General features: G+C 70.3%; 26 protein-coding genes. 5 read left to right on the top strand and 21 right to left on the bottom strand.

Translation table 11 applies throughout. The features are described from left to right. Nucleotides 1–2: 2 nt before the first annotated feature. Entirely contained in the window at nucleotides 3–878 is an 876-nt protein-coding gene (locus AC6F7H_RS14780; protein ID WP_500757447.1) for a GntR family transcriptional regulator, read from the bottom strand. 188 nt (nucleotides 879–1,066) lie between these two features. On the opposite strand from AC6F7H_RS14780, the gene AC6F7H_RS14775 reads away from it, so the two are divergent. Next, nucleotides 1,067–1,249 (top strand): hypothetical protein, encoded by a 183-nt coding sequence (locus tag AC6F7H_RS14775; protein WP_500757446.1) that lies wholly within the window; start codon nucleotides 1,067–1,069, stop codon nucleotides 1,247–1,249. Here AC6F7H_RS14775 and AC6F7H_RS14770 read toward each other — a convergent pair. Both AC6F7H_RS14770 and AC6F7H_RS14765 read right to left on the bottom strand, forming a co-directional pair. Next, nucleotides 1,240–2,082, bottom strand: coding sequence for an HAD family hydrolase (locus AC6F7H_RS14770; RefSeq protein WP_500757445.1), 843 nt, complete (start codon nucleotides 2,080–2,082; stop codon nucleotides 1,240–1,242). The genes AC6F7H_RS14775 and AC6F7H_RS14770 overlap by 10 nt on opposite strands. After that, the gene (locus AC6F7H_RS14765) at nucleotides 2,028–2,912 is read right to left on the bottom strand and encodes a GntR family transcriptional regulator (RefSeq protein ID WP_500757444.1); all 885 of its coding nucleotides are present in this window, start codon (nucleotides 2,910–2,912) and stop codon (nucleotides 2,028–2,030) included. The genes AC6F7H_RS14770 and AC6F7H_RS14765 overlap by 55 nt, the downstream gene beginning before the upstream one ends. Before the next feature lie 163 nt (nucleotides 2,913–3,075). Here AC6F7H_RS14765 and AC6F7H_RS14760 point away from each other — a divergent pair, with 163 nt between their 5' ends. Then, on the top strand, nucleotides 3,076–3,264 hold the full coding sequence (locus AC6F7H_RS14760; RefSeq protein WP_500757443.1) for a hypothetical protein: 189 nt from the start codon (nucleotides 3,076–3,078) through the stop codon (nucleotides 3,262–3,264). A 27-nt stretch (nucleotides 3,265–3,291) separates the two neighbouring features. On the opposite strand, the gene AC6F7H_RS14755 is transcribed toward AC6F7H_RS14760, so the two are convergent. The 3 genes from AC6F7H_RS14755 to AC6F7H_RS14745 all read right to left on the bottom strand — a co-directional run bounded on the left by AC6F7H_RS14755 (nucleotide 3,292) and on the right by AC6F7H_RS14745 (nucleotide 6,621). Beyond that, nucleotides 3,292–4,197, bottom strand: coding sequence for a winged helix-turn-helix domain-containing protein (locus AC6F7H_RS14755; protein WP_500757442.1), 906 nt, complete (start codon nucleotides 4,195–4,197; stop codon nucleotides 3,292–3,294). Between the two features lie 347 nt (nucleotides 4,198–4,544). Then, a complete protein-coding gene (locus AC6F7H_RS14750) occupies nucleotides 4,545–5,816 on the bottom strand; it encodes a GNAT family N-acetyltransferase (RefSeq protein ID WP_500757441.1) in 1,272 nt (423 codons plus the stop codon). Nucleotides 5,817–5,907: 91 nt separating this feature from the next. Then, nucleotides 5,908–6,621: an RsiG family protein gene (locus tag AC6F7H_RS14745; RefSeq protein WP_500757440.1), complete on the bottom strand. Its 714-nt coding sequence runs from the start codon at nucleotides 6,619–6,621 to the stop codon at nucleotides 5,908–5,910. Between the two features lie 177 nt (nucleotides 6,622–6,798). On the opposite strand from AC6F7H_RS14745, the gene dtd reads away from it, so the two are divergent. Next, a complete protein-coding gene (dtd, locus tag AC6F7H_RS14740; protein ID WP_109379231.1) occupies nucleotides 6,799–7,224 on the top strand; it encodes a D-aminoacyl-tRNA deacylase in 426 nt (141 codons plus the stop codon). A 39-nt stretch (nucleotides 7,225–7,263) separates the two neighbouring features. Here dtd and ygfZ read toward each other — a convergent pair whose 3' ends face one another. From ygfZ to AC6F7H_RS14695, 9 genes are all read right to left on the bottom strand, one after another. Continuing rightward, nucleotides 7,264–8,229 carry a CAF17-like 4Fe-4S cluster assembly/insertion protein YgfZ gene (gene ygfZ / locus AC6F7H_RS14735; protein WP_500757439.1) on the bottom strand — a complete coding sequence of 322 codons (966 nt, stop codon included), beginning with the start codon at nucleotides 8,227–8,229 and terminating at the stop codon, nucleotides 7,264–7,266. Nucleotides 8,230–8,238: 9 nt separating this feature from the next. Continuing rightward, complete coding sequence (locus AC6F7H_RS14730; protein ID WP_109379229.1) at nucleotides 8,239–8,676, bottom strand: Fur family transcriptional regulator; 438 nt, start codon at nucleotides 8,674–8,676, stop codon at nucleotides 8,239–8,241. Nucleotides 8,677–8,797: 121 nt separating this feature from the next. Then, on the bottom strand, nucleotides 8,798–9,451 hold the full coding sequence (locus tag AC6F7H_RS14725; protein ID WP_500757438.1) for a restriction endonuclease subunit S: 654 nt from the start codon (nucleotides 9,449–9,451) through the stop codon (nucleotides 8,798–8,800). Beyond that, nucleotides 9,448–11,097 (bottom strand): N-6 DNA methylase, encoded by a 1,650-nt coding sequence (locus AC6F7H_RS14720; protein ID WP_500757437.1) that lies wholly within the window; start codon nucleotides 11,095–11,097, stop codon nucleotides 9,448–9,450. Before AC6F7H_RS14720 ends, AC6F7H_RS14725 begins: the two co-directional genes overlap by 4 nt. A 14-nt stretch (nucleotides 11,098–11,111) precedes the next feature. Beyond that, nucleotides 11,112–11,777, bottom strand: coding sequence for a hypothetical protein (locus tag AC6F7H_RS14715; protein WP_500757436.1), 666 nt, complete (start codon nucleotides 11,775–11,777; stop codon nucleotides 11,112–11,114). A gap of 331 nt (nucleotides 11,778–12,108) precedes the next feature. Next, nucleotides 12,109–12,684, bottom strand: coding sequence for a heme-binding beta-barrel domain-containing protein (locus AC6F7H_RS14710; protein WP_500757435.1), 576 nt, complete (start codon nucleotides 12,682–12,684; stop codon nucleotides 12,109–12,111). Nucleotides 12,685–12,923: 239 nt separating this feature from the next. Next, complete coding sequence (locus tag AC6F7H_RS14705; RefSeq protein ID WP_500757434.1) at nucleotides 12,924–13,769, bottom strand: hypothetical protein; 846 nt, start codon at nucleotides 13,767–13,769, stop codon at nucleotides 12,924–12,926. After that, nucleotides 13,766–14,713, bottom strand: coding sequence for a hypothetical protein (locus tag AC6F7H_RS14700; protein ID WP_500757433.1), 948 nt, complete (start codon nucleotides 14,711–14,713; stop codon nucleotides 13,766–13,768). Before AC6F7H_RS14700 ends, AC6F7H_RS14705 begins: the two co-directional genes overlap by 4 nt. Further along, nucleotides 14,710–15,390 carry a hypothetical protein gene (locus AC6F7H_RS14695; protein WP_500757432.1) on the bottom strand — a complete coding sequence of 227 codons (681 nt, stop codon included), beginning with the start codon at nucleotides 15,388–15,390 and terminating at the stop codon, nucleotides 14,710–14,712. Before AC6F7H_RS14695 ends, AC6F7H_RS14700 begins: the two co-directional genes overlap by 4 nt. Nucleotides 15,391–15,635: 245 nt before the next feature. On the opposite strand from AC6F7H_RS14695, the gene AC6F7H_RS14690 reads away from it, so the two are divergent. Next, entirely contained in the window at nucleotides 15,636–15,998 is a 363-nt protein-coding gene (locus AC6F7H_RS14690; RefSeq protein ID WP_042174837.1) for a DsrE family protein, read from the top strand. A gap of 21 nt (nucleotides 15,999–16,019) precedes the next feature. On the opposite strand, the gene AC6F7H_RS14685 is transcribed toward AC6F7H_RS14690, so the two are convergent. The 5 genes from AC6F7H_RS14685 to AC6F7H_RS14665 all read right to left on the bottom strand — a co-directional run bounded on the left by AC6F7H_RS14685 (nucleotide 16,020) and on the right by AC6F7H_RS14665 (nucleotide 18,837). After that, nucleotides 16,020–16,289: a DUF3099 domain-containing protein gene (locus AC6F7H_RS14685; protein ID WP_500757431.1), complete on the bottom strand. Its 270-nt coding sequence runs from the start codon at nucleotides 16,287–16,289 to the stop codon at nucleotides 16,020–16,022. 110 nt (nucleotides 16,290–16,399) lie between these two features. Beyond that, nucleotides 16,400–16,687, bottom strand: a complete 288-nt coding sequence (locus tag AC6F7H_RS14680; RefSeq protein WP_006139129.1) for a DUF1416 domain-containing protein — start codon at nucleotides 16,685–16,687, stop codon at nucleotides 16,400–16,402. A gap of 50 nt (nucleotides 16,688–16,737) precedes the next feature. Further along, nucleotides 16,738–17,583 carry a sulfurtransferase gene (locus AC6F7H_RS14675; protein ID WP_109379225.1) on the bottom strand — a complete coding sequence of 282 codons (846 nt, stop codon included), beginning with the start codon at nucleotides 17,581–17,583 and terminating at the stop codon, nucleotides 16,738–16,740. A 142-nt stretch (nucleotides 17,584–17,725) separates the two neighbouring features. Beyond that, nucleotides 17,726–17,833 (bottom strand): Ms5788A family Cys-rich leader peptide, encoded by a 108-nt coding sequence (locus tag AC6F7H_RS14670; protein WP_350849312.1) that lies wholly within the window; start codon nucleotides 17,831–17,833, stop codon nucleotides 17,726–17,728. A gap of 263 nt (nucleotides 17,834–18,096) precedes the next feature. Continuing rightward, the gene (locus tag AC6F7H_RS14665) at nucleotides 18,097–18,837 is read right to left on the bottom strand and encodes an LmeA family phospholipid-binding protein (RefSeq protein WP_500757430.1); all 741 of its coding nucleotides are present in this window, start codon (nucleotides 18,835–18,837) and stop codon (nucleotides 18,097–18,099) included. Between the two features lie 242 nt (nucleotides 18,838–19,079). Between AC6F7H_RS14665 and AC6F7H_RS14660 the strand changes: the two genes are divergently transcribed. Continuing rightward, nucleotides 19,080–20,468: an IS1380 family transposase gene (locus tag AC6F7H_RS14660; protein WP_500757429.1), complete on the top strand. Its 1,389-nt coding sequence runs from the start codon at nucleotides 19,080–19,082 to the stop codon at nucleotides 20,466–20,468. 195 nt (nucleotides 20,469–20,663) lie between these two features. On the opposite strand, the gene AC6F7H_RS14655 is transcribed toward AC6F7H_RS14660, so the two are convergent. Further along, nucleotides 20,664–21,875 (bottom strand): hypothetical protein, encoded by a 1,212-nt coding sequence (locus AC6F7H_RS14655; protein WP_500757428.1) that lies wholly within the window; start codon nucleotides 21,873–21,875, stop codon nucleotides 20,664–20,666. Nucleotides 21,876–21,877 lie beyond the last annotated feature (2 nt).

The raw sequence follows: 21,877 nt of genomic DNA, 5'->3' as shown, positions 1-21,877 counted from the left end.
GCTCAGGCATCGGTGGAGAGCAGGTTCCATACCGAGTCGAACCACTGCCGCATGCTGTCCACGAAGACGGATCCCGAAGACGTCGGGTCCGCGTCCTTCACGTGGTGGGTGAGGGTGGCGCCAAGGCCCAGCACGTCGAGGACCGTGATCACCTCGCCGGCCTCCAGCTCTGTCGGCCGTTCGATCACCTCGTACATCCCGTGCAGGGCTTCGACGTCGTTGAGCAGGTAGACCTTGAACGTGGGGGTCAGCGGCGTGTGACGGATCCGCAGGTCGACCGAGGGCACCAGGCCTTCGGTCTGCAGGTCCTTCAACGCTCCCTGCAGCAAAGCGGTGTGCGAATCCGTGATGGTCCGCAGCCGCGCCCTCAACCGCGGATCGCTTCTGTCGTCCTTGACCCTGGGATACGGCAGCTCGAGCTCCGGGTCCGGCAGGAGCATGCGCAGCGTGATCCGCTGGGGGGAGATGTAGCGGCTGCGGATACGTTCTGCCTGGAGCCTGATGTGCGCGTCCAGTGACTCGGACGTCAGCGTGTAGACGTCCAGGGTGACTTCGGGCTGCTCGAAGACCTCGCTGATGAACGGCGCCAGGGTCGCTTCCCGTTGCGGTCCGGTCGCCTTCGCGGACTGTATGCGTTGTGTCTTGATCACGCGTGACCCGCTGCCCTGCCGCGACTCGATCCAGCCCTCGTTGACCAGTTCCCGCAGGGCTCGCTGCACCGTGTCGCGCGAGACCCCGAGCTTCTCCGCCAGCTCACGCTGCGACGGCAGGAAGGAACCCAGCCGATAGGTCCCGTCGGCCATCCGGTCGAGCACATGGTCGGCGACCCGTTGGAACTCCCTGCCCCCGCCACCCTCACCGGTCTGCTGTCCGTCCACCTGTGGACCGTACCGCTTCCAGTCCACCGGGAAACCGATAACCTTCAACCGCTCAGCCATATTGGACTGTTGACTGCATGTCGCTGGTCAAGGGATCAAACAGGCCGGGCAGACCACCTTCACGACAAACAGTCCAATTGGACGGCTGGTTGGCCGCTTCACCGGAAGTGGAGGGGAGGTGGTCGGTCGTGCCGCTGTTCCAGGTGCTCGCGGGGCTCGGCGAGCTGGTGGTGGGTCTGCTCGCGGAGTCGAGGCTCGGCGCGGTCGGTGTGGGGCTCCTGTTCCTGATCGGCGTGTGGACGCGGGCCCGGCGGGACGGGCCCGCCGTGGGGGCGGCCGTGGTGCCGGCCCTGCTGATGGTTCAGGCCTGAGGGCCGGAGCGGATGTGCTCGAGCACGGGTTCCAGTGAGGACAGGATCGTGGTGGCGCCCGCGTCCCGCAGCACCTTTTCCTTCCGCTCGTTGCGGGCGTAGCCGACGAAGGGCACGCCGGCCGCCTCCGCGGCGTACAGGTCGGAGGGGGTGTCGCCGATCATCAGGGCGGAGTCCGGGGCCGCGCCCATGGCGTTCAGGGCGCGGTTGACGCAGTGGGGGTCCGGTTTGAGCAGGCTGAGCTGCTGGGTGCGGCCGTAGACGTGGGGGGCGAAGCAGCCGAGGAGGTCGTGGTCGGCGAGGTACCTGCGGACCACGCGGGGGGAGTTGTTCGTGGTGATGGCCAGCCGGGAGCCCGCCGCGGTCCAGGCGCGGATCAGCGGGTCGGCGTAGGAGGTGGGCAACGCCGAGGAGGTGGCCCGCAGTTCCTCCTCGGTGAGCCGTGCCTCCAGCTCCTCCACCAGGTCACTGCCCGGGTGCCGGCGGTCCACGGCGCGGAGCACCACGTGCGGGTCCAGGGACTCGCGTTCGGCCTCCGTCAGCAGGCCGTGCAGGCCCCGCCCCTCCAGCCAGTCGACGAGCTCCTTCGCCACCCGCTGCGCCGAGTGGCCCGCGAACAGTCGGCAGACCGGGCCGTCGAAGTCCCACAGCACCACACGGGCGCCCCTGATCAGATCGTTCAGTTCGCTCAGCTCGCTCGGAACATTCGGATCCATGGAAGGCTTCCGGTCCTTCTCGGGCTCGTGTGTCACCGGATCGGTCCGCGTCGCATCAGAAGTCACCAGGAGAGTGTCAGGTCCGTCGTGATGGTTTCCCAGAGGGCGTCGAACCACTTCTGCGATTCCTCCACGAACGCCTGGTCCCGTTGCCCGGCCTGTTTGGCGAAGAGGAAGAGCAGGGACTGGGAGCCGAGGGCGTCGTACATGTCCAGGGTCTGGGTGCCCCACTCCTCCTCGCGCCTGGCGAGCACGTAGTACCCGAGGAGTGCCTCCTGCCCGTTGAGCAGGTAGAGCTTCACCGGCGGGGTGAAGGGCAGGGCCCGGAAGGAGACGCGGACGTCGATGCCGTGGGTGTGGCGGACCGCCTGCAGGTTGTGCTGGAGCACCTGGGCCTGGGCGTTGCGCATCTGCAACCACCGCTCGTGCACCGGGTCGCCGCCGTCGGCGTCCTCGTCGACCAGGACGGGGAAGGCCAGGTTGATCTTCCGGGACGGCAGGAGGACACGGAACTCGATCGACTCGGGGCGGAGCGTGCCCTCATGGATCAGCCGCACGGGTTCACCGACGGCGACCATCAGGGTCTCGGACGTGTGGCACACGACGTCGATACGGACGTGCGTCGCCGAGAAGGCCTCGGTGAGGCGGGGGGCCAGGCCGACCATGGTCCGCTGGGGTTCCTCGGGGACCGAGGCCGGTACGGCGACCCGGGGCGGGCTGCCCTTGCTGACGTTGCTCAGGAGGCCGTCCTCCCGAAGGACGCGCAGGGCCTGACGGACGATGCCGCGCTCCACGCCGAACTCCACGGCGAGCTCGGCCTGGGTGGGCAGGCGCTCGCCGACCTTGAGCTCCCCGGCGCGGATGCGTTCGCGCAGGGTGTCGGCGATCTCCTGGGGCGATTTCCTTCTGCTGCCGTTCACTGCGACGTTCTCCTGGGTCACGACCAAACGCTACAACTTTGATCCATCTATGGGGAGTTGTTTGGAAGTTGTTTATAGATGCCCGCCAAGTGGGGACAACTTAACTAGAGTTGGTTGCCAACTTTGGCAACTTGACCGGGTTGGCGGAAGTTCCGCTTCCGCCGCCGGGGAAGCCCGAAGGGGGAATTCCGTGCCTGTCCTCGCCCTCATCTCCGCGGTGGTCGTCATCACCGTCGAGCAGTACGTGGAATGGAAGTACGGCATCGCCGGCATCGTCGGCCTGCTGCTGCTCACCGTGGGCATCAAGGCCAACAGCCCCGGCGTCAGCTCCGCGGGAGCGGTCCTGCTCGCCCTGCTGGTGGCGCGGCCCGCCCTGTGAGCCGTCGGCGCCCACGGCCGGAAGACGTCAGTCGGTGAGCACCAGCTCCGAACTGATCGTCTTCCACAGCGCGTCGAACCACAGGTGGGACTGCTCCACGAAGGCGGCGTCCCGCGTCCCGGCGCCCTGATCGAAGCCGAACAGCACGGACCGGACGCCCTGCGCGTCGTACGTCTGAAAGTTCTCCTGGTCGATCTGCGCCTCACTGCGCGCCAGCGTGTAGTAGGCGAACAGCGCCTCCTGCCCGTTGAGCAGGTACAGCTTCACCGGCGGGGTGAAGGGCAGGGCCCGGAAGGAGACGCGGACGTCGATGCCGTGGGTGGCGCGCAGGGCGAGCAGGTTGTGCCGGAGCACCTGGCCCTGGGCGTTGCGCATCGACAACCACCGCTCGTGCACGGCGTGGTCGTCACCGCGGTCCTCGACCGCCACCGGGAAGGCGAGGTCGATGTCCCGGCTGGGCAGCAGGACACGGACGTCGACCTTGGCCGGTTTCAGTCGCCCGGCGTGGATCTGGCGCAGCGGTGCGCCGATCGCGAGGGTGAGGGATATGGCGGTCAGGCAGACGGCGTCGATCTCGACGCGCTCGGCCGCGAACGCGGCGGCGATGCGGGGCGCCAGGGCCACCGTGGTGGGCTGCGGCGGTGCTCCGGGGCCGGTCGGCGCGCTGCCGGGGTCGACGGCGACGGTCGCCGGGGCACCCTTGGAGGCGTTGGTGAGGAGCCTCTCGGACTGCAGGACGCGCAGCGCCTGGCGCACGGCACCGCGCTCGACGCCGAACTCCTCGGCGAGCCGGGCCTGGGTGGGCATGCGCTGCCCAGGACCCAGCTCTCCGGACTTGATCCGGGCACGCAACTCGTCGGCCACCTCGCGATGTGTCCTCTGTGGCCGCTGCGACCTCTTCCGTCCATTGACAGGGGCGTATTCCGAGTCCACGACCGAACCCTACAACTTCTCGCCATCTTCGGGCAGTTCAGGGAAAGATGGTTATGAGCCGCTTCCAGACGGAGATAACTGAAGAGAAGTTGGTCGCCAACTTGGGCGACCTGGTCGAACCTCTTGGGAGGTTGGCTCCCCACGGTGACCGTCGGGAGCACTTCTCGAGGAGCCGGCCGGGCTTCCCTCCTGGAGGGGAGCCGGGAACCCGACCGGTCAGCACCACGGCGCGGCAGCGCGACAACCACAACTGAACAGCAAGCAGCTACGGATGACGACACGACACCCGTCGCCGGCAGACAGGCCGGCCGGAGAAGAGAAAGGAGGGAGAGCAGCAGCAGAAGCGCTCAGAAGAGGTCCGGGCACCACGGGCGCCTGGATGTACGCAGCAGGGCGTCGGCCTGACGGGCGGCGCCCGCTCGTTCTTCCCGCACCCGGCCCAGCGCCGCCAGCCGCAACGCCGACTCGTCGCCCAGCCACAGCGCCGCCAACTCGGCCACGTCCAGCGTGAGATCGGCGTCCTCCGTGGTCGCCGCGCAGGCTCCGGTCCCGTCCGCCGAGGCCTCCAGCCGGTAGCGGCCACCGGCCGGCCCCGCGCCGTCCACCACCTCCAGCACCAGCGTCCCCGCCGCGCCGTACGTCCGGGCCTCCAGCGCCCGTACGACGTCCAGGACGCGTACCCACAACCAGTCCGTCTGGGTCGTCACGGCTGCCGCGCGCGGGTCCGGCAGGAAGGACGGGAGCAGGTCGTCGGGGGCCCGCCAGCCGCTCCTCACCTTCACGATCCAGTCGATCGAGCACAGGTAGTGCCACAGCGCGCGCTCCGCGGCCGGGCTCACCGCGAGCAGCCAGTTCACACTCGCCGTGTTCAACGGCTGCATGGTGTCGCCCCAGTTGTCGTCCGCCTTGTAGGAGACCATGCCCTCGACCTCGCCGTCCGCCGAGCGGTACACGGCGAAGTAGGGCTCGGTCCAGGTCGGGCGGGGGCGCAGGGCGCCGGTGGCGAGCTTCCACCAGTATTCCGTACGGCTGACGGCACCCGGCTGGGCCCCGCGCAGCCGCTCGTGCAGCTCCGGACCGAGCTTGCGCACGTCCTCGGCGTCCACGAGGTCGACGCGTCCACCGTCCTCGGGACCCGCCCAGCGCGGGTCGAGGCCGCTGCGCGGGACGTCGACGGTCCACTCGGTCATCCAGGTGGCGGGGCCGAAGCCGTACCGGCCGTAGATCGGGTACTCGGCGGCGATGAGCGTCGCGACCACGTCCCCGCGCTCCTTCGCGGCGGCGAGGTCCTGGGCCATCATGCGGGTCAGCAGGCCGCGCCGGCGGTGGGTGGGGCTGACGGTGACGTTCGATATGGCGTCGGCGGGCACGGCGGCGCCGCCGACGGCGGTGAGCTCCTGGGCGAAGGAGCGGAGCGTCGCGACACACCGGCCGCCGTCGAAGGCCCCCAGCGACCGGCCCGGCTGGAACTCCGTTCGCCGCGCATCGAGTTCCTCCCGGGCGGGAGTGGGCTCGCGCAGGAACCCGGTGTTCAACGCCCTGGTCCAGTCCGCGAACTCGGTCTCGGTGATCGGGCGTACGTCGATGTCGGCACGAGAGGTGTCGGCGCTGGAGGTCATGCGTTCACGGTAGATCGCGCCCGGGCGGGGTGTCGCGCACTTTTCCGACCGTCCGACCGCCTGCTCCGACCGCCTGCTCCGGCGCCCCGCCTCACTCGAGCAGGTCGTCGACCTGGGCCTCCCCCTCGCGGTACCGGCGCGCGATCTCCGCGCCGCAGTCGTCCGCGGTGCGCTGCAACCCCTGCCGCCGCCGGGAGACCTGCTCCTCGTACCGCACGAGCCGGCCCATCGCGGCGCGCAGTTCCCCGTCCGTACGCGCTCCCAGGTCCGAGAGCTCCACCTCGGCGAGCATCTCCGCCGCCAGCCGCCGGGACTCCTCACTGCGCGGAGTGCCCAGGGTCACGTGGCGGGCGGAGGAGCGGTGGCGGGCCGGGGTGTCCCGCAGGATCTCCGGAAGCCGCTCCACCACGGACGCCTCCACCGGCGCGACGGCCGGGACCGCGCCCCCGCCGGACGCGCCCCCGCCGGACGTGGCCACGTCGGCACCGACACCAGCCGGCCCGTCCACCGGCGTACGCCGGGCCAGTTCCGCCCGCAGGATGTCGATGCGCCCCTGGAGCAGCCGCCGCACATAGCTGAGGTCGGCCTCGTCGCGCTGCGCGTCGCGGCGCAGCGCGCGCAGGTCGGGCAGGCTGCGCGCGATCAGCTCGGGCTCCGGCGCCGGATCGGGCTCCCATGTCGGACTGTCCGTGCGCTGGGCGGGCGGACGGTGGAAATCGTGTTCCCCGAAGCGTTCCCCGACCCCCACTCCGATCGACGCCGACAGGACAGGGCCGGGTTGCTGCCCGGTTCCTGGTGTGCTCATGTGCCTCAACCGTCCCCTCGACCGGTGTGTGCCAGCATCGTGCCACCCCTGGCGGCCGCTATGTGACCGAGTGCCCCTGATCCACCCCAGATGGGGGGTAAGGAGGAAAAATAGCCCGACCGGGGTCACGCACGGGTCGCCGTCGGTCATCCGTTCGCCGACCGGCATGATGGACGTATGCGTGCGGTGGTGCAGAGGGTGGACGGCGCGAGCGTCGTCGTGGACGGCGAGACGGTGGGGGCGATCGAGGGCGAGGGACTGTGCGTCCTCGTCGGCGTCACCCATGAGGACACCAAGGAGAAAGCGGCCCAGCTGGCCCGCAAGCTCTGGTCGGTCCGGATCCTCCAGGACGAGAAGTCGTGCAGCGACATCGACGCGCCGCTCCTGGTGATCAGCCAGTTCACCCTTTACGGCGATGCCCGCAAGGGCCGTCGCCCCACCTGGAGCGCCGCGGCCCCCGGGGACGTCGCCGAACCGCTCGTCGACGAGGTGGTGGCCCGGCTGCGTTCCCTGGGCGCGACGGTGGCGACGGGCCGCTTCGGCGCGCAGATGCGGGTGTCGCTGACCAACGACGGCCCGTTCACCGTCCTGCTGGAGGTCTGACCCCCGGGCCCCCGGGCTCTCGGACCGAAGACCCGGCGCTCAGGGCTCGACCACGGTCTCCTGCGCCGCCGCCGTGTCCCCGGCCATCAGGCGGGCGTCGACGGGGACGTTCCGCTTGATCAGCGCGAGGGCGACCGGGCCCAGCTCGTGGTGGCGTACGGACGTGGTGACGAAGCCGATCTTGCGTCCGTCCGGCCCGTCGTCGGCGAGCCGGATGTCGGTCCCGGCCGGCGGCAGGTGGACCTCGCTGCCGTCCAGGTGCAGGAAGACCAGCCTGCGCGGCGGCTTGCCCAGGTTCTGGACCCGGGCGACCGTCTCCTGGCCCCGGTAGCAGCCCTTCTGCAGGTGCACCGCACCGCCGATCCAGCCCAGCTCGTGCGGGATGGTGCGGTGGTCGGTCTCGAAACCGAGCCGCGGGCGGTGCTGCTCGACCCGCAGCGCCTCGTGGGCGAGGATGCCGGCGGGCGGCCCCGCCTTCTCCGCGAACGACTCCAGGTCGGCGCGGGGCAGGAACAGGTCACGGCCGTACGGCGTCTCCCGGACGACCACGCCCTCGGGCACCTCCGCTATGGAACCGGCCGGCAGGTGCACCACCGCGAAGTCGGCGGTGCGGTCGGCGACCTCGACCCGGTAGAAGAACTTCATCGACTCCAGGTAGGCGATCAGCGCGTCCTGGGTGCCGGGCTCGACGTGCGCCCAGACCGTCTCGCCGTCGTCGACCAGGTAGAGCGCGTGCTCGATGTGGCCGTTCGCGGAGAGGATCAGCGCCTCGGTGGCCTGGTGCGGCGGGAGGTCGCTGACGTGCTGGGTGAGCAGCAGATGCAGCCAGCTCAGGCGTTCCGCCCCGGAGACGGTGACGATCCCGCGGTGGGACAGGTCGACGAAGCCGGTGCCGTCGGCGAGGGCGCGCTGCTCGCGGAACAGGTCGCCGTAGTGCGCGGCCACGCCTTCGTCCACGCCCTCGGCGGGGACGGCGCCGGACAGGGTCAGCAGGGGGCTCTTCATACCCCTAGCCTACGACTCGGTAGTTGAACGCTTCAGGGAACAGTCCTCGCAGCGGCCGAAGATCGCGAAGTGCTTCATGTCCGTGTCGAAACCGAACATGTCGCGCAGCTTCGCCGTGAACTCGGCGGCCACCTCCACATCCGCCTCGATCACGTTGGTGCAGTCACGGCAGACGAGATGGATGTGGTGGTGCCGGTCGGCGAGGTGGTAGGTCGGGGCGCCGTGCCCGAGGTGGGCGTGGCTGACCAGACCCAGCTCCTCCAGGAGCTCCAGCGTGCGGTAGACGGTGGAGATGTTGACCCCCGACGCCGTCTTGCGCACTTCCACGAGGATGTCGTCGGGGGTCGCGTGCTCCAGCGTGTCGACGGCTTCGAGCACGAGTTGGCGCTGCGGCGTCAGCCGGTAGCCGCGCTGCCTGAGGTCGCTCTTCCAGTCGGTGCTCACCACACCACGAGTCTAGGGCCCTTCTGAGGGACCTCCGCGGGAGAAGGAACGGCGTCCGGTGCGTGCTCCCGGCGTGCCGCCGCAAATATCTGCCAAAAGAGCCCCGGAGCGGCCCGTGCCCCGCTCACGGCTCGGTCGTCAGAGTGCCGGTCATCAGGGCGTCGGCCAGCACGCTGCGGTAGTCACCGGTCGCACGAGCGATCTCCCTGTGCGCCTGGATCTTGGCGTCGAGGGCGGCAAGCGTGGCACCGATCATCGCTTGCTCAGCGGCCGACGGCACGAGGACGGGCAGCTCACCCAGTGTGCGGATGCTCAGTGACGGGATGACCGAACCGGCGGTCCGGGCCCTGATCCAGTCCTGTGCGGCCGTCGCACTCAGATAAGCGGTGAGATACGCGGCCGACACCCGCCCCACCTCGGGCAACCTGAGCCGTACCAGGTTGGGATGGAACAGCCGACCCACGTGCTCCCGCGTGACCAGGGCACAGCGACCCACGGTGCCGGTCCGGGTGAGGAGGACGTCCCCTTCGGCCAACTCGTACTTCACCAGCGTCCGCGCCCGGTCCCGGGGAATCGAGGAAACGGCTGCGCCTTCTTCGCTGACGATCCGCTGCCCTTGAAGGTCACGTGGCAGTACGAGGGGGGTTCCCCCGTTCGCCCGTGTGGGGTCCTTGTCCTCGGCACGCCGCCCCGGTCCGGCCTGGATGGACGCACACAGTTCCCGCAGCGCGCTGCGCGACCAGCCAGCCGGCGGCACGAACTCGTCGGCCGTCGTCACAGTCCGTACCTCCTCAGCCACCGAGCCGCTTCGGCGTCCGCCTCTTCCGCCCGCGCGTGCAGGGCCGCGGCTTTCTCGGCCAGCTCCGCCAACCGCTCACGGGTCGCAGCGGGACCGGCCGCACGGACCGCCGAGGCCGCGTCGGGCAGCCGGACGTACAGCGGGGGATCCAGCCTGTGGCCGTGATCCGCCACGTCCGGCACCGGCACCGCCCGGCTCAGGCCGGGGGTGCCGGGGAAAGAACGTCCGGCCGCCCTGGCCGTGGTCCAGGACGCATACTCCCCCACCAACCGCGCGATGTCGTCATCGGTCAGGGCCCGCCGGGTCCGGGTGAGCTGGTGTCCGAGATGCTCGCCCGCCACGAACAGCACCTCGAGGTCCGTTGCCTCCTGCGGGCCCGGGGCCCGCAGGAACCAGATCTGCGTCTTGACGGCGGTGAGCGCGAAGAGCCCGGCGGGAAGCCCGATCACGCACTCCACGGCCCCGGCCTCGACCAGGCCCGCCCGCACCGTCTCGGCAGCACCTGCGTTGAAGGAGGCCCCGGCCGGCAGCAGTACGGCGGCCCGGCCTTCCGGGGCGATCCTCGAGACGACATACTGCAGCCAGTCGAACTCGGTCCGCTGGGCCGGCCCGAAAGTCCAGTACGGGGGCGGGGCCACGTCCTCCAACCGTCGGCCGAAGGGCGGGTTGGTCAGCAACACGTCGAAGGCGCCAGGAGGGTCGGCACAGGGTTCGAGCGCCGGAGTGAACGGTCCCTCATCAAGCCGCAGGGGCCGGTCGTGGTGCACCCGCAGGTTCATTTCCGCCACCTGCCGTTCCAGGGCTTCGGGCACCCGGCCGCTGATTCCGGGCGGCGCGCTGCCGACCTGTGCGGTGACCGCGTCCAGGTAGGCCGCAAGCAGTTCTCCGGTGCGGGCGTACGGGTCGTGGACGCGCACCGCCCCAGGCCGTACGGCGGCCAGTGCCCCGGCCATGACCCGGCTCACGGAGGGCGGGGTGAAGAACGCTCCACCCTCGCGCGCGTACGCGTCCCGCCACAACACCAGTACGTGCTCGAACGCCGCTCGGGCTTCCTCCCCGGAGCCTGCGGAGGTGCGGCCGAGCGTGTCGGCGAGCGCGGTCAGCAGAGGGCGCGGAACCGTTTTCTCCGACGGGTCGTAGCCACGTGTCATCCCGCGGAAGCTGTTCACGGCTCTGACCGGACCGCCCTCGGATTCCACGATCTGGTTCAGGACGAGGTACAGCAGCCACAGGAGATACCGGTCCAACGGCATTGGCCCTCGCAGCCGGTCCGCTTCCGGTCCCGCGAGCCGCTCGACCGCCCGCAGCAGTCCGCCTGCCGTGCCTCCGGTCAGCCCCGCGCGGAACCGGTCGCCGTAGGTCGTCCCCGAAGGCTCGCCCGGCCGCATGGCGTTCACGGCGACGGTCCGTCCGGAGAGCCAGGCCAGCATCTCGTCGGCGCGGAACCGCTCGCCCTCGGCGCCGACGGTCACGGGCCGGGGAAAGTCCGCGTGCCGACGCTCCCAGTTGGTGACGGCGGGGCGTTTGACCCCCACGAGTCGCGCGATGTCGGGCCGAGAGACGAGCACGCCGACGAACTCCGCCTCAGCCCTCGTACCGGACCGCTGTGCACCGAAGTCCGTCACAGCGCTTCCCTCCCTCAGAACCGCGGCGGCCGGACGCCGCCCAGGACATCCGCCCGGCCCGCGAGTACGGCCGGAAGTCGGTCCATGACCTGCGCTTCCTTGGCCAGCTCCGGACTCAGGTACCCGAGTACCCGGTAGATGGTGTCATGGTCGGCGGACAGGTGCCGGTGGTGGACCGGCTCATGGTGCATGACCCGGTTGCGCAACAGAACCAGCGAGGTCAGCTCGCGATAGAGGTGGTCACGGCGTCCGCGGTAACACGGAAACGCCGAGTGCAGAACGGGCACCCAGAAGTACCGGTCGTAGCCCGAGCCGTGGCTGAGCAGCGAAACCCAGAAGCCGAAGGACAGCTCCGCCACCACGTCGTCCGGCGTGATCCGCCTCAGGCGCCGCCCGCAAGAGCGGCGGGCATCGTTCACCAGCTTGTGCCCCCGCTCGTTCAGCGGCGCCACCACCCACCAGTCCGGTCTGCCGTGGTGTCGCGCGAGCGCGTCGTGCAGTGCGTTACGCAGGGCCAGTTCCAGGCAGTGCAGGGGGCCGAACAGAGCCGCCGAAACCTCGATGTTCCACCAGTACAGGCGTTCAGCGGTCCGGGCGTTGCCGTGCGCGGCACGGATGTACCGCCGCAGCCGCGGCAGGGACAGGTCACGCAGCATCCATTCGGGCAGGCGATCGGTCACGATTCCCCCAGCGCCTCGCGGGGCGCGCCATGCTAGTGTGATCGGTGAACGTTCTGGGCTCGCCTCTGCAGCGCAAGCCACCCAGAACACAGCCTCCGGAGCCCCGGTCGCAGGCATAGTGCGACCGGGGCTCCGCGCATTCGCGAAGCCTCGAAGCCGCTCTACGAAGACACCCGTACTGTAGCCACGCACCTTTGCCCGCTGCAAGCGCATTGCCGTGCTGTTGATTTTGTTAACCCAACCCAGGGGTTAACACCGATCCGGGGCATCACGCACAACGTCCCCCGGCCGCAGCGGCCGGGGGACGTGAGAACTCTACGAGGTGCGGGGCCTACTCGAAGAAGGCGATTCCGTCGTCCGGCATGTCGTCGGGCAGGGCCTTGGCCCAGCGCTCGACGTCCTCCGGGGTGACGACCTTCTTCAGGTGCGCCGACATGTAGGGGCGCAGCTCGACCTCGGGGGTCTGCTTCTCGCCGACCCACATCAGGTCGCTCTTGACGTAGCCGTACAGCCGCTTGCCGCCACTGTAGGGATCGGCGGCGGCGGTGCGCGCCACCGCGTCCGTCACCAGGTCGATCTGCGGCTTCTGGTCGGCCAGCTCGCCGTACCAGATCTCGATGACGCCGTCGTCGCGGGTCATCGTCACCTCGACCTTGCGGGCGGCGTCGATCCGCCAGAAGCCGTGCTCGGACTCCAGGGGCCGGACCTTATTGCCGTCCCCGTCGAGCACCCAGGTGTGGGAGCTGTACTCCAGGAAGTCCCGGCCGTCGTGGGTGAAGGAGACCTCCTGCCCGAAGTTGCACTTCTCGGCGCCGGGGAAGTCGTGCACCCCGGCGCCCGCCCAGTCGCCGAGCAGGAAGGCGAGCGGCACGAGGTCCTTGTGGAGGTCGGACGGGATCTCGATCATCAGTGACAGTTCCTGGACGTGGGCGGTCAGCGCTGGCCCTGGTACAGCTTCTTCACGGCCAGCCCGGCGAAGGCGAGGACGCCGACGCAGACCAGAGCCAACAGGGCTGAGAAGAAGATCTCCACGGGTGCTCCTTGAGCGGGTGCGGTGCGGTTCGTGTACACAGGTCCGGCCCCCAGCTTACGCGGCCGGTACCCGGCCCTCTGTATGAGGTGCGCCTGTACGGCCCCCTCATCGGGTCAGCTCAGCAGCCGGCTCTGCAGGGCCACTGTCTGCTGGAAGGGCACGGCCTGGGCGCCGCCCTTGCGGGACTGGACGACGAGGGCCAGGGTGTCGCCGAAGCCGAGGTAGGCGTGACGGACCTGTTCGGCGCCGTACGGTGCCGCCTCGACGTAGGACATCCAGTGAGCCCCGTCGGCCCGCGCCTGTCTCGGGTAGTTCTCGTCGAACTGGGACACGCCGGTACCGCGCAGCCGGTACTTGGGGCTGCTGATCGGGGTCAGGCCGTCCTGGAACAGCGAGTCGACGACGGCCGCGGTGTCGAATCGCAGCAGGTAGATCCGGGTCCTGGTGCCGTCCTGCGTGGTCCAGCCGCGGGCCGCGATGTGCCGCAGACCGCGGTCCACGAGTTCCTGCCGGAACTCGTCCCGGTCCTCCGCGACCGCGTACTCCGACAGGAAGACCCCGGTGTCCAGCCAGCCGCCCTTGCCCCGCAGCTTCGCCTCGTCCGTCGCGCCCTCGGGCGCCGGGAGCACGAGGGCGCGCAGGTCGATGTGGTGGGTGCCCGCCCTGTTCGACTCGGCGAGCGGTCCGGGGCTGCCGGAGGGCAGCGGCGGCCTGGTGAGCGCGGGGTAGTCCCAGCGCCCGTCCGACTCGGTCGCGAGCCCCGGTACGTCGGTGCGCTCCATGCGCGTGATGCCGTATGCGGTGGACGTGCCGACGGCGGCGAAGACGGCGACGGCGGCGGTCCAGCGCAGCACGGCGCGCAGCACACGGCGGTCCTTCGCGGCGGCGGGCCCGGCCTGGGGTTCTCCGGGGGCCGGGGGCTCCGAGGGAGGCGGTGTGAGGACGTGCTGCTCGGTCATACCGACTCCCCCGGCTCGGTGATCCGGTCGAGCTGTTCACGGAGCAGCATCGCGGCCTCCTTGGTCCTGAGCGGGGCGACACCGTCGGCGATCGCGGTGACCAGCACATTGCCGACGTGGGCGACGCAGTACATGGTGTCCAGCTCCACCTCGTCCTCCTTCGGCGGCAGGAAGCAGTGGGCGTTCTTGTGGCCCTTGATCTTCGGGCCGGCGCGGAAGACGTCCATGGCGTCCAGGAACCCGCTCTGGAACCGTGCCAGGTCCCGGACGGCAGAGCGGTTCTCCATCTGTGCGAGCTCGATGCTCATGGTGAAGACGTCTTCGTCGTATTCCCAGCGCACGGCGTCAGCATTGACGTAACTGCGCATCGCCAGGCCCGTGATCCGCTGCCGGTCGATCGCCTTCTCCAACTGCTTGCGCTGGGTACGCGGCAGTCCCCGCAGTCGTTCCTTGCGCAGGGCCGTGGCCTGCTCCCCGCCGAGCACGGCATCGGCGCCGAACGTCCCGAGGTCGGGGCCGCGCTCGTAACCCCTGCTCCCGTACGGCACGAGCATGCCGGCGAGACCGGTCGGAGCGGCCTGCTTCCCGTCGGCCGCCTCGGCCTCGTCGATGTCCCAGGTGGGGGCGCCCGGTTCCCGGTCGGCGTTCTCGACGGTGACGACGGTGTACCCGGCACCGCCGAGGACGGCGGCGGCCAGCAGCACGCTCCCGGCCACGGTGGCGATCCGTCCGCGCCGCAGGCGCTTCTTCACCGGCGCGGGTTCGGAAGCGGGCTCGGACGCGGCGTCACCACCGGACACGGCGTCCGGGGCGGGGGCGGGCGCGGGCATCGGCGCCGGCGGTTGTTCCACCGGCTCTGCGGGGCCGGCCGCCCCTGCCGCGACCGCGTCCGCCGGCCTCGGCTCGTCCGGAGAAGCGTCCAGCGGGGTGGGGTTCTCGCTCACAGCCGCTCCATCTGACGCTCGGCCAGGTCGAGGATCTCCTTCTTGGAGATCCGCTCGGTGTCCGTGACCCATACCTCCATATGGATGTCACCACGCCAGGCATGGGCCTCGGCTCTGTACACGGGCAGATAGCCGGGCTCGGAGTCGGGCCGGGTGTGGACGTACGCCATCCCGTCGCCGGTGCCGGGTATGTCCCAGCTGTCCACGCCGTCCTCGCTTTCGGTCCAGTACTGGGCGCCCTCGGCGTAGTCGGCGGCGACGGGGGCCTCCTCCTGGCGGTACTGCACCAGCCGGATCTCCACGGAGGTGTCCCCCTTGCTCCAGCCGGTCACAGCCGCGCGCCGGAACTCGTCGGCGAGCAGTTCACCGAAGGTCTCGTCGGGATCCTCGAACAAGGACGCGTAGTCGGCCAGCCTCATCCAGCCGTCGTCGCCCATGAGGAACTCGTCGTCCTTGGCTCCGCGCGGCTTCTTCAGCAACAGCTTGCGGAGGTCGCCGTCGGTCTTCACCCGGCGGTCCTGCGCCGCCGACAACGGCGCGGGCGCCTGCCCCTTCTTCTGCGTCGGCACCGGCTGCGCCAGCGACGGCAGCGCGGTGGGCTCGCGGTCGGCCTGGACGAGATAACCGGTACAGGTACCGGCGACGACGCCCAGTACGGCAGCGGCGGCGATCAGCAACGTCGTACGGCCGCGGGGACGCGAGCGTGGACGGGCTGCCGCGTCGGACCCGGCAGGCTCCGCACCCGCAGCCGCCTCATCAGGTTTCGGCGTCCCGACTTCCTCGGCAGTCCTGGGACCCCCTGGTCTTTCTGGATCTTCCACAATGTCCCCTCAGAACGAGAAGAGCGCGTTCCATGTCGCGCTTTCACAGAGGACTCGTGGGCCACACAAGTAGTTGTAGGCAACAGGATTACGATTCAGCCATGGCGAAGAAGCTTGTGATCAAGGTGACCGCTGGGGCCGACGCCCCCGAACGCTGCTCGCAGGCGTTCACGGTGGCGGCGGTGGCCGTGGCCAGCGGGGTCGATGTCTCCCTGTGGCTCACCGGCGAGTCCGCGTGGTTCGCGCTGCCGGGCCGTGCCGCGGAGTTCGAGTTGCCGCACGCGGCCCCGCTGCCCGACCTGCTGGACTCGATCGTCGCGGGAGGACGTCTCACCCTGTGCACGCAGTGCGCGGCCCGCCGGGACATCACGGAGAAGGACGTCATCGAGGGCGTACGGATCGCGGGCGCGCAGGTGTTCGTGCAGGAGGCGCTGGCGGACGACACACAGGCACTCGTGTACTGAGGAGCCGCGCCTGTCGGCCTCTCACCGGGGCGGCCGCGGTCCCTTCTTGCCGTCCAGTTCGTCCCACCATTCGTCGGACTGGGGGTCGCCGGAGGGGTCGTCCCACCAGCGGTCCTCGGGGCCGCGCCGGTTGGCGATCATCGCGGCGACCGGCGGGATGACCATGGCCACCACGCACATGCCCACGGCCACCGGCACCGACCACAGCCGCACGACGCTCCAGGCCAGGACGAACAACCCGATGCACGTCCCCATCATGGCGAAGTAGACATGACGCCTGCGCGCGTACATGTGTCCAGCCTAGAACCGAACAGCGCGAAGGGCCGCATCCCGGCGTCCGACCCGGGGATGCGGCCCTTCGACCGTCACCGGTCCCGCGGACGGATCCGCGGGACGGGCCCTCACACCGCGATGGCGACCTCGGCCAGCCCGCCCTGTTGGGCGACGACCGTGCGGTCGGCGCTGCCGCCGGGCACCAGGGCACGGACGGTCCAGGTGCCCTCGGCCGCGTAGAAGCGGAACTGCCCGGTGGCGGAGGTCGGGACCTCGGCCGTGAACTCGCCGGTCGAGTCCAGCAGACGGACGTAGCCCGTCACCGGCTCGCCGTCACGGGTCACCTGACCCTGGATGGTGGTCTCGCCGGGCTTGATCGTCGAAGCGTCCGGGCCACCGGCCTTCGCACCGCACATGGCGTACTCCTGAAGTGGTCTAGTGGTCTGGAAGGGTCGGTCGGTAGGACTTACTTGCCGTCGCCGAGCTCGATCGGCACACCGACGAGGGAGCCGTACTCGGTCCAGGAGCCGTCGTAGTTCTTGACGTTCTCCACGCCCAGCAGCTCGTGCAGCACGAACCAGGACAGCGCGGAGCGCTCACCGATGCGGCACAGGGCGATGGTGTCCTTCGACAGGTCGATCTGCTCGTCCTCGTAGAGCTTCTTGAGCTCCTCGTCGGACTTGAAGGTGCCGTCGTCGTTGGCGTTCTTGGACCACGGGATGTTGCGGGAGCTCGGCACGTGGCCGGGGCGCTGCGACTGCTCCTGCGGCAGGTGGGCCGGCGCGAGCAGCTTGCCGCTGAACTCGTCGGGCGAACGCACGTCGACGATGTTCTGCACGCCGATGGCGTCCACGACCTCGTCGCGGAAGGCGCGGATGGACAGGTCCTGCGGCTTGGCCTGGTACTCGGTCTTCGCCCGCTCCGGCACCTCGTCGCCGGCGACCAGCTCGCGGGCGTCCAGCTCCCACTTCTTGCGGCCGCCGTCGAGGAGCTTGACGTTCTCGTGGCCGTACAGCTTGAAGTACCAGTAGGCGTACGCGGCGAACCAGTTGTTGTTGCCGCCGTAGAGGACGACCGTGTGGTCGTTGGAGATGCCCTTCTCCGACAGGAGCTTCTCGAAGCCCGCCTGGTCGACGAAGTCACGGCGGACCGGGTCCTGGAGGTCCTTGGTCCAGTCGATCCGGATGGCGTTCTTGATGTGGTTCTTCTCGTAGGCGGTGGTGTCCTCGTCCACCTCGACGATGGCGATCGTCGGGTCGTCCAGGTGCTCCTGGACCCAGTCGGCGTCGACCAGTACGTCGTTGCGGCTCATGTTCTGTCTCCTCCGGGGCAGTTGCGGCGGGGCGTGCGGGTAGAGAGGCTGCGCGCCCCTGCGGGGTCGGCGCACGGACGCCCCTCAGGGGGCGAGGCGGGAAAGCGGGAAACGTGGGAAACACGGACGGCGATGCGGCCGCTCAGAAGGGTCGACAGAGCATGGCGGCGACGCGGCACAGGTCGACTGCCCGCCGCTTCGTGAGATCCGCTTGTCCTCGCGCTCGGAGGACGCTCGTCTGACACTGCATGCCGTCGATCGTAGGGAGGGCAGGGCGGGCGTGTCACCGATGTGTCACATGCTGATACAGAATTGTCCGGGATATGGGATGACTGTACTGCCGGGTCCGCGCCCGCGCACCCCGGGCGGGGCCGCGTGCGCCGTCGCATCTGCTCTACGGACGCCTTCGTCTCGCCTGTCGAACGCCTGAGGCCCGTCGGGGTTTTGTGCGGGGGTGCCAGGGGTTCGTCGGGGATCCCCCGGGGGCCGTCCCGAGGGCCCGCCGCTCGCTACCTACCCGGCCAGGCGGACGTCGGAACCCTTCACGGTGATGTGGACGCCGCTCTCCGCGGCCTCGACCTTGTCCAGCTTGATGCCGCCGGGCAGGCCGTTGATCTTCTGCTCGAAGTCGGTGATCGCCCGCACCCGCGTCTCGGCGATCTCGACGCCGCCGAACTTCGGCAGCCCGTCCGCCCGCACCCGCACGGTGTCGCCGTCCACGACCGTCACGGAGCTGAGCACGGAGACCGGCTCGGGCAGCTTGGTGCCCAGGACGGTGGCCTCCACCGTCACCTTGATCTTCCCGTCGCCGCCGTCGGAGAGGCCGACGACGCCGGCGGTGACACCGGGGGCCACCTGCGTGGAGTCGGACTTGGCGGTCTTGAGCAGCTCGTCGTAGGCGACGGTCGCGGTGCCGGTCGCGGCGGCGGCGGTCGCGGAGCTGAAATCGCTGGAGAACTCGACGCCCTCCATGTCGGCGCGCAGGTCGGCGATGCGGATGTTCTTCGCGCCGTCGCCGGTGGTGGCCTCGTAGCCCTCGATGCCGATCTGCACCTCGTCGAGGGTGCCGCCCGCGACCTGGGTGAGGAAGGGGAAACCGTTGATGGACACGTCGGGAGTGGCGGCGAGGTTCTCCGTCGACTTGAGCCGGTCGGCCACCTCGCCCTCCGCGAAGTTGACCGCGACCCGGTCCACGATCACGAAGATGCCGCCCAGAATCACGACGACGACCAGCAGTATTCGCAGTGCGCGCATGCGGTTGGTTCCCCCACCTAGGTACTTTCGACGGCAGTCCCCCACGGACGGCCGGGCAGCCGTCCTGCGCGAGGGTAACCCGCGAGGCCGGGGAAACCCCGAGATTGTCGATCACCTGTGACCCTGGATCCACCGCGTAGCGGACGGGCCGTGGACGGAGAAATCAGAAGAGGTGCCCGCTGACCTGGGATGATGGGAGTTCCTACGCTTCCACCGGTCCCGACCTGCAAGGCACCTCTCAAGTGAAATCGTCCCACAGCCCGGCGCGGGTGTTTGCCGCGTTCGACGAGCCGAATCTCATCGCGCATGCCGGGCTGGTCCCGGTGATCCGGCTGGCCGAGCGGTGCAGCCTGCCGGCTCTGGTGGCCGAGAAGGTCAAACTGGCCGGCGCGGCCAACGGCGCCGGCACGGCCCCCGACGCGAAGGCGATGAGCATCGTGGGCGGCATGGCCGCCGGCGCCGACTCCATCGACGACCTGGATGTCCTGCGGCACGGAGGGCTGCGGAAGCTCTTCGCAGGGGTGCGGGCACCGTCCACGCTGGGCACCTTCCTGCGCGCCTTCACCTGGGGACACGTCCGGCAACTCCAGTCCGCGACACGCGCGTTCACCTGCAACCTGGCCGCCCACACCGGACTGGTGCCCACGACGGACGAGGTGGTGTTCGTCGACATCGACTCCAAGGTCAAGCAGGTCTACGGCCCGGCCAAGCAGGGCGCCTCGTTCGGCTACACCAAGGTCCGGGGGCTGCACTTCCAGATCGTCACGGTCAAGACGTCCACCTGCGCGCCGGTCATCGTCGCCACCAGGCTGCGCAGGGGGTCGGCGGGCTCCGGCAAGGGGGCGGCGAGTCTGCTGCGCGAGGCGCTGACCACGGTGCGGGCCATGGGGATCACCGCGCAGATCATCGTGCGCGCCGACTCGGCGTTCTTCTCCCACAAGGTCGTCGCCGCCTGCCGTCGGGCCGGCGCCCGCTTCTCGCTGGCCGTCGCGGTCACCAAGACGATCCGCACGGCGATCGAGACGATGCCCCCTGACACCTGGACACCGATCCGGTACACCGACGCGATCTGGGACGCCGAGGAGGAACGCTGGATCTCCGACGCCGAGATCGCCGAGATCCCGTTCACCGCGTTCACCAGCAAGAAGAAGCAGTTCCACACCACCGCCCGGCTGATCGTCCGCCGTGTGAAGCGGCTGAACCCGAAGACGGTGCCCGACGGACAAAGTGAGCTGTTCGCGGTCTGGCGCCATCATGTGGTCTTCACCGACAGCACCTTCGTCCTCACCGACGCCGAGCCCATGCATCGTGCTCACGCCGCGGTGGAACAGGTCTTCGCCGATCTGGAGGACTCCGCCCTGGCCCACCTGCCCTCGGGGAAGTTCACCGCGAACGCGGCCTGGCTCACCCTGGCCGCCACCGCCTACAACCTCACCCGCGCGGCCGGACACCTCGCTTCCGCCTTCCACGCACGGGCACGGACCGGCACGATCCGCCGTCATCTCATCGCCGTTCCGGCCCGCATCGCCCGCCCGGGACGACGAGTAGTGCTGCATCTGCCCCAACGCTGGCGCTGGGCCGACGACTTCACCGACCTGTGGACCGCCACCGGGCAGCGGATGCAGACCTGACCAACCGGACCCCCGCCCGTCCACGATCTGGAAGACCTCGGAGAACCCGCCACCGGAACGGCCATCCGGAAACCCGCCCTGCCCGGAACCGAAAATCCACCCCGAAACCAATCACACCGCGCGATCAAAGATCACGCGGTGGATCGAGGGTGACAGGGGCCGCAGGTCCGCCGGTCGTCTGTGCCGTCAATGCCGTCAGCCGGCGACGCGCCCCAGTACGTACACCGCCGGTGCCGCCGCGGCCAGCGGCAGGGCCACCCCGGCCGTGAAGTGGACGAACCGGGACGGGTAGTCGTAGCTCGCGACGCGGTGTCCGATCAGGGCGCACACCGCCGCGCCCGCACCGATCAGCGCGCCCGAGGCGCCGAACCCCGTCATCCCGCCGACCGCCGCGCCCGCACCCGCCGCCACGAGCAGCGCGACCACGACGGACGCCGGCGTCGGCAACGGCAGCGCACGCGCCACGACCGCCGCCGCCAGCGCGACCCCGCCGACCGTCACCGCGTCGGCGTCGGCCGCCAGGTATCCGCTCGCCACGATCGCCAGCGCCGACGCGGCGACCGTCGCCGTCAGGCCGTACATCCGCTCGTCGGGGTCGGCGTGCGAGCGCAGCTGCAGCACCAGCGACAGCACCACCCACACCCCCAGCGTGCCGAGGACGGCCGACGGTGAGCGGTCGGACGCCAGCAGCGCCACGTCGGCGACCAGCGCCCCGAGGAAGCCCAGGGCGATGCCCTGCCGCGCGGGCCACATCCCGTTCAGCCGGAACCAGCCCGCGGCGGTGAGCCCCTGGAGGGCCACCAGCGGTACGAGCAGGGCGTACGTACCCAGCGCCGCCCCGCCGGCGAGCAGCAGCCCCAGCAGCGCGGTGAGCGCCGCCGGCTGCATGCCGGGCTCGATGATCGGCGAGCGCCCCTCCGCGCGGGCGCGCTGCGCGTCCGTGACCCGGGTGTTCCCGGCGAGGGTGGCGGGCCCGTACTCGGGACCGTCAGCGGAAGCGGAGGGTGCGGGAGCGGCGGGTGCGGGCGGGGGTGTGGGTACGGCGCCGGTGGCGGGGACGGCGCCCGCCGGGGCCCCGTGGGTCGGGGCCGCGCCGTACCCGGCGTACACCGCGGGCCCGCCGTGCCCCTGCGGGGGCGGTGGGGTCTGCGGCAGGTACGACGTCTCCTCCGCCGGGGTCGCCGCCGGGACCGGCGGCTGCATCTGCGTCTCCCACGTCTGCCCCTGCCACTGCTGCGTGTACTGCATGGCGGCGTGCGGGTCCTCGTGGCCCGGCTGCCCCCCGGGCCACGCCTGCGGCTCGGGCTGCCGGTACTGCTGGTGCTGCTGGGGCTGGTGCCGCCCGTGGGGGTCGTGGCCCCGCTGCCCCTCGTACCCGTCGTAGTCCTGATACGGCTGGTTGGTCATCG

This window comes from Streptomyces sp. MMS24-W38 (assembly GCF_059889265.1).
The sequence above is the reverse complement of the archived record's forward strand: the minus strand, read 5'-3'. Positions and strand labels throughout refer to the sequence as shown.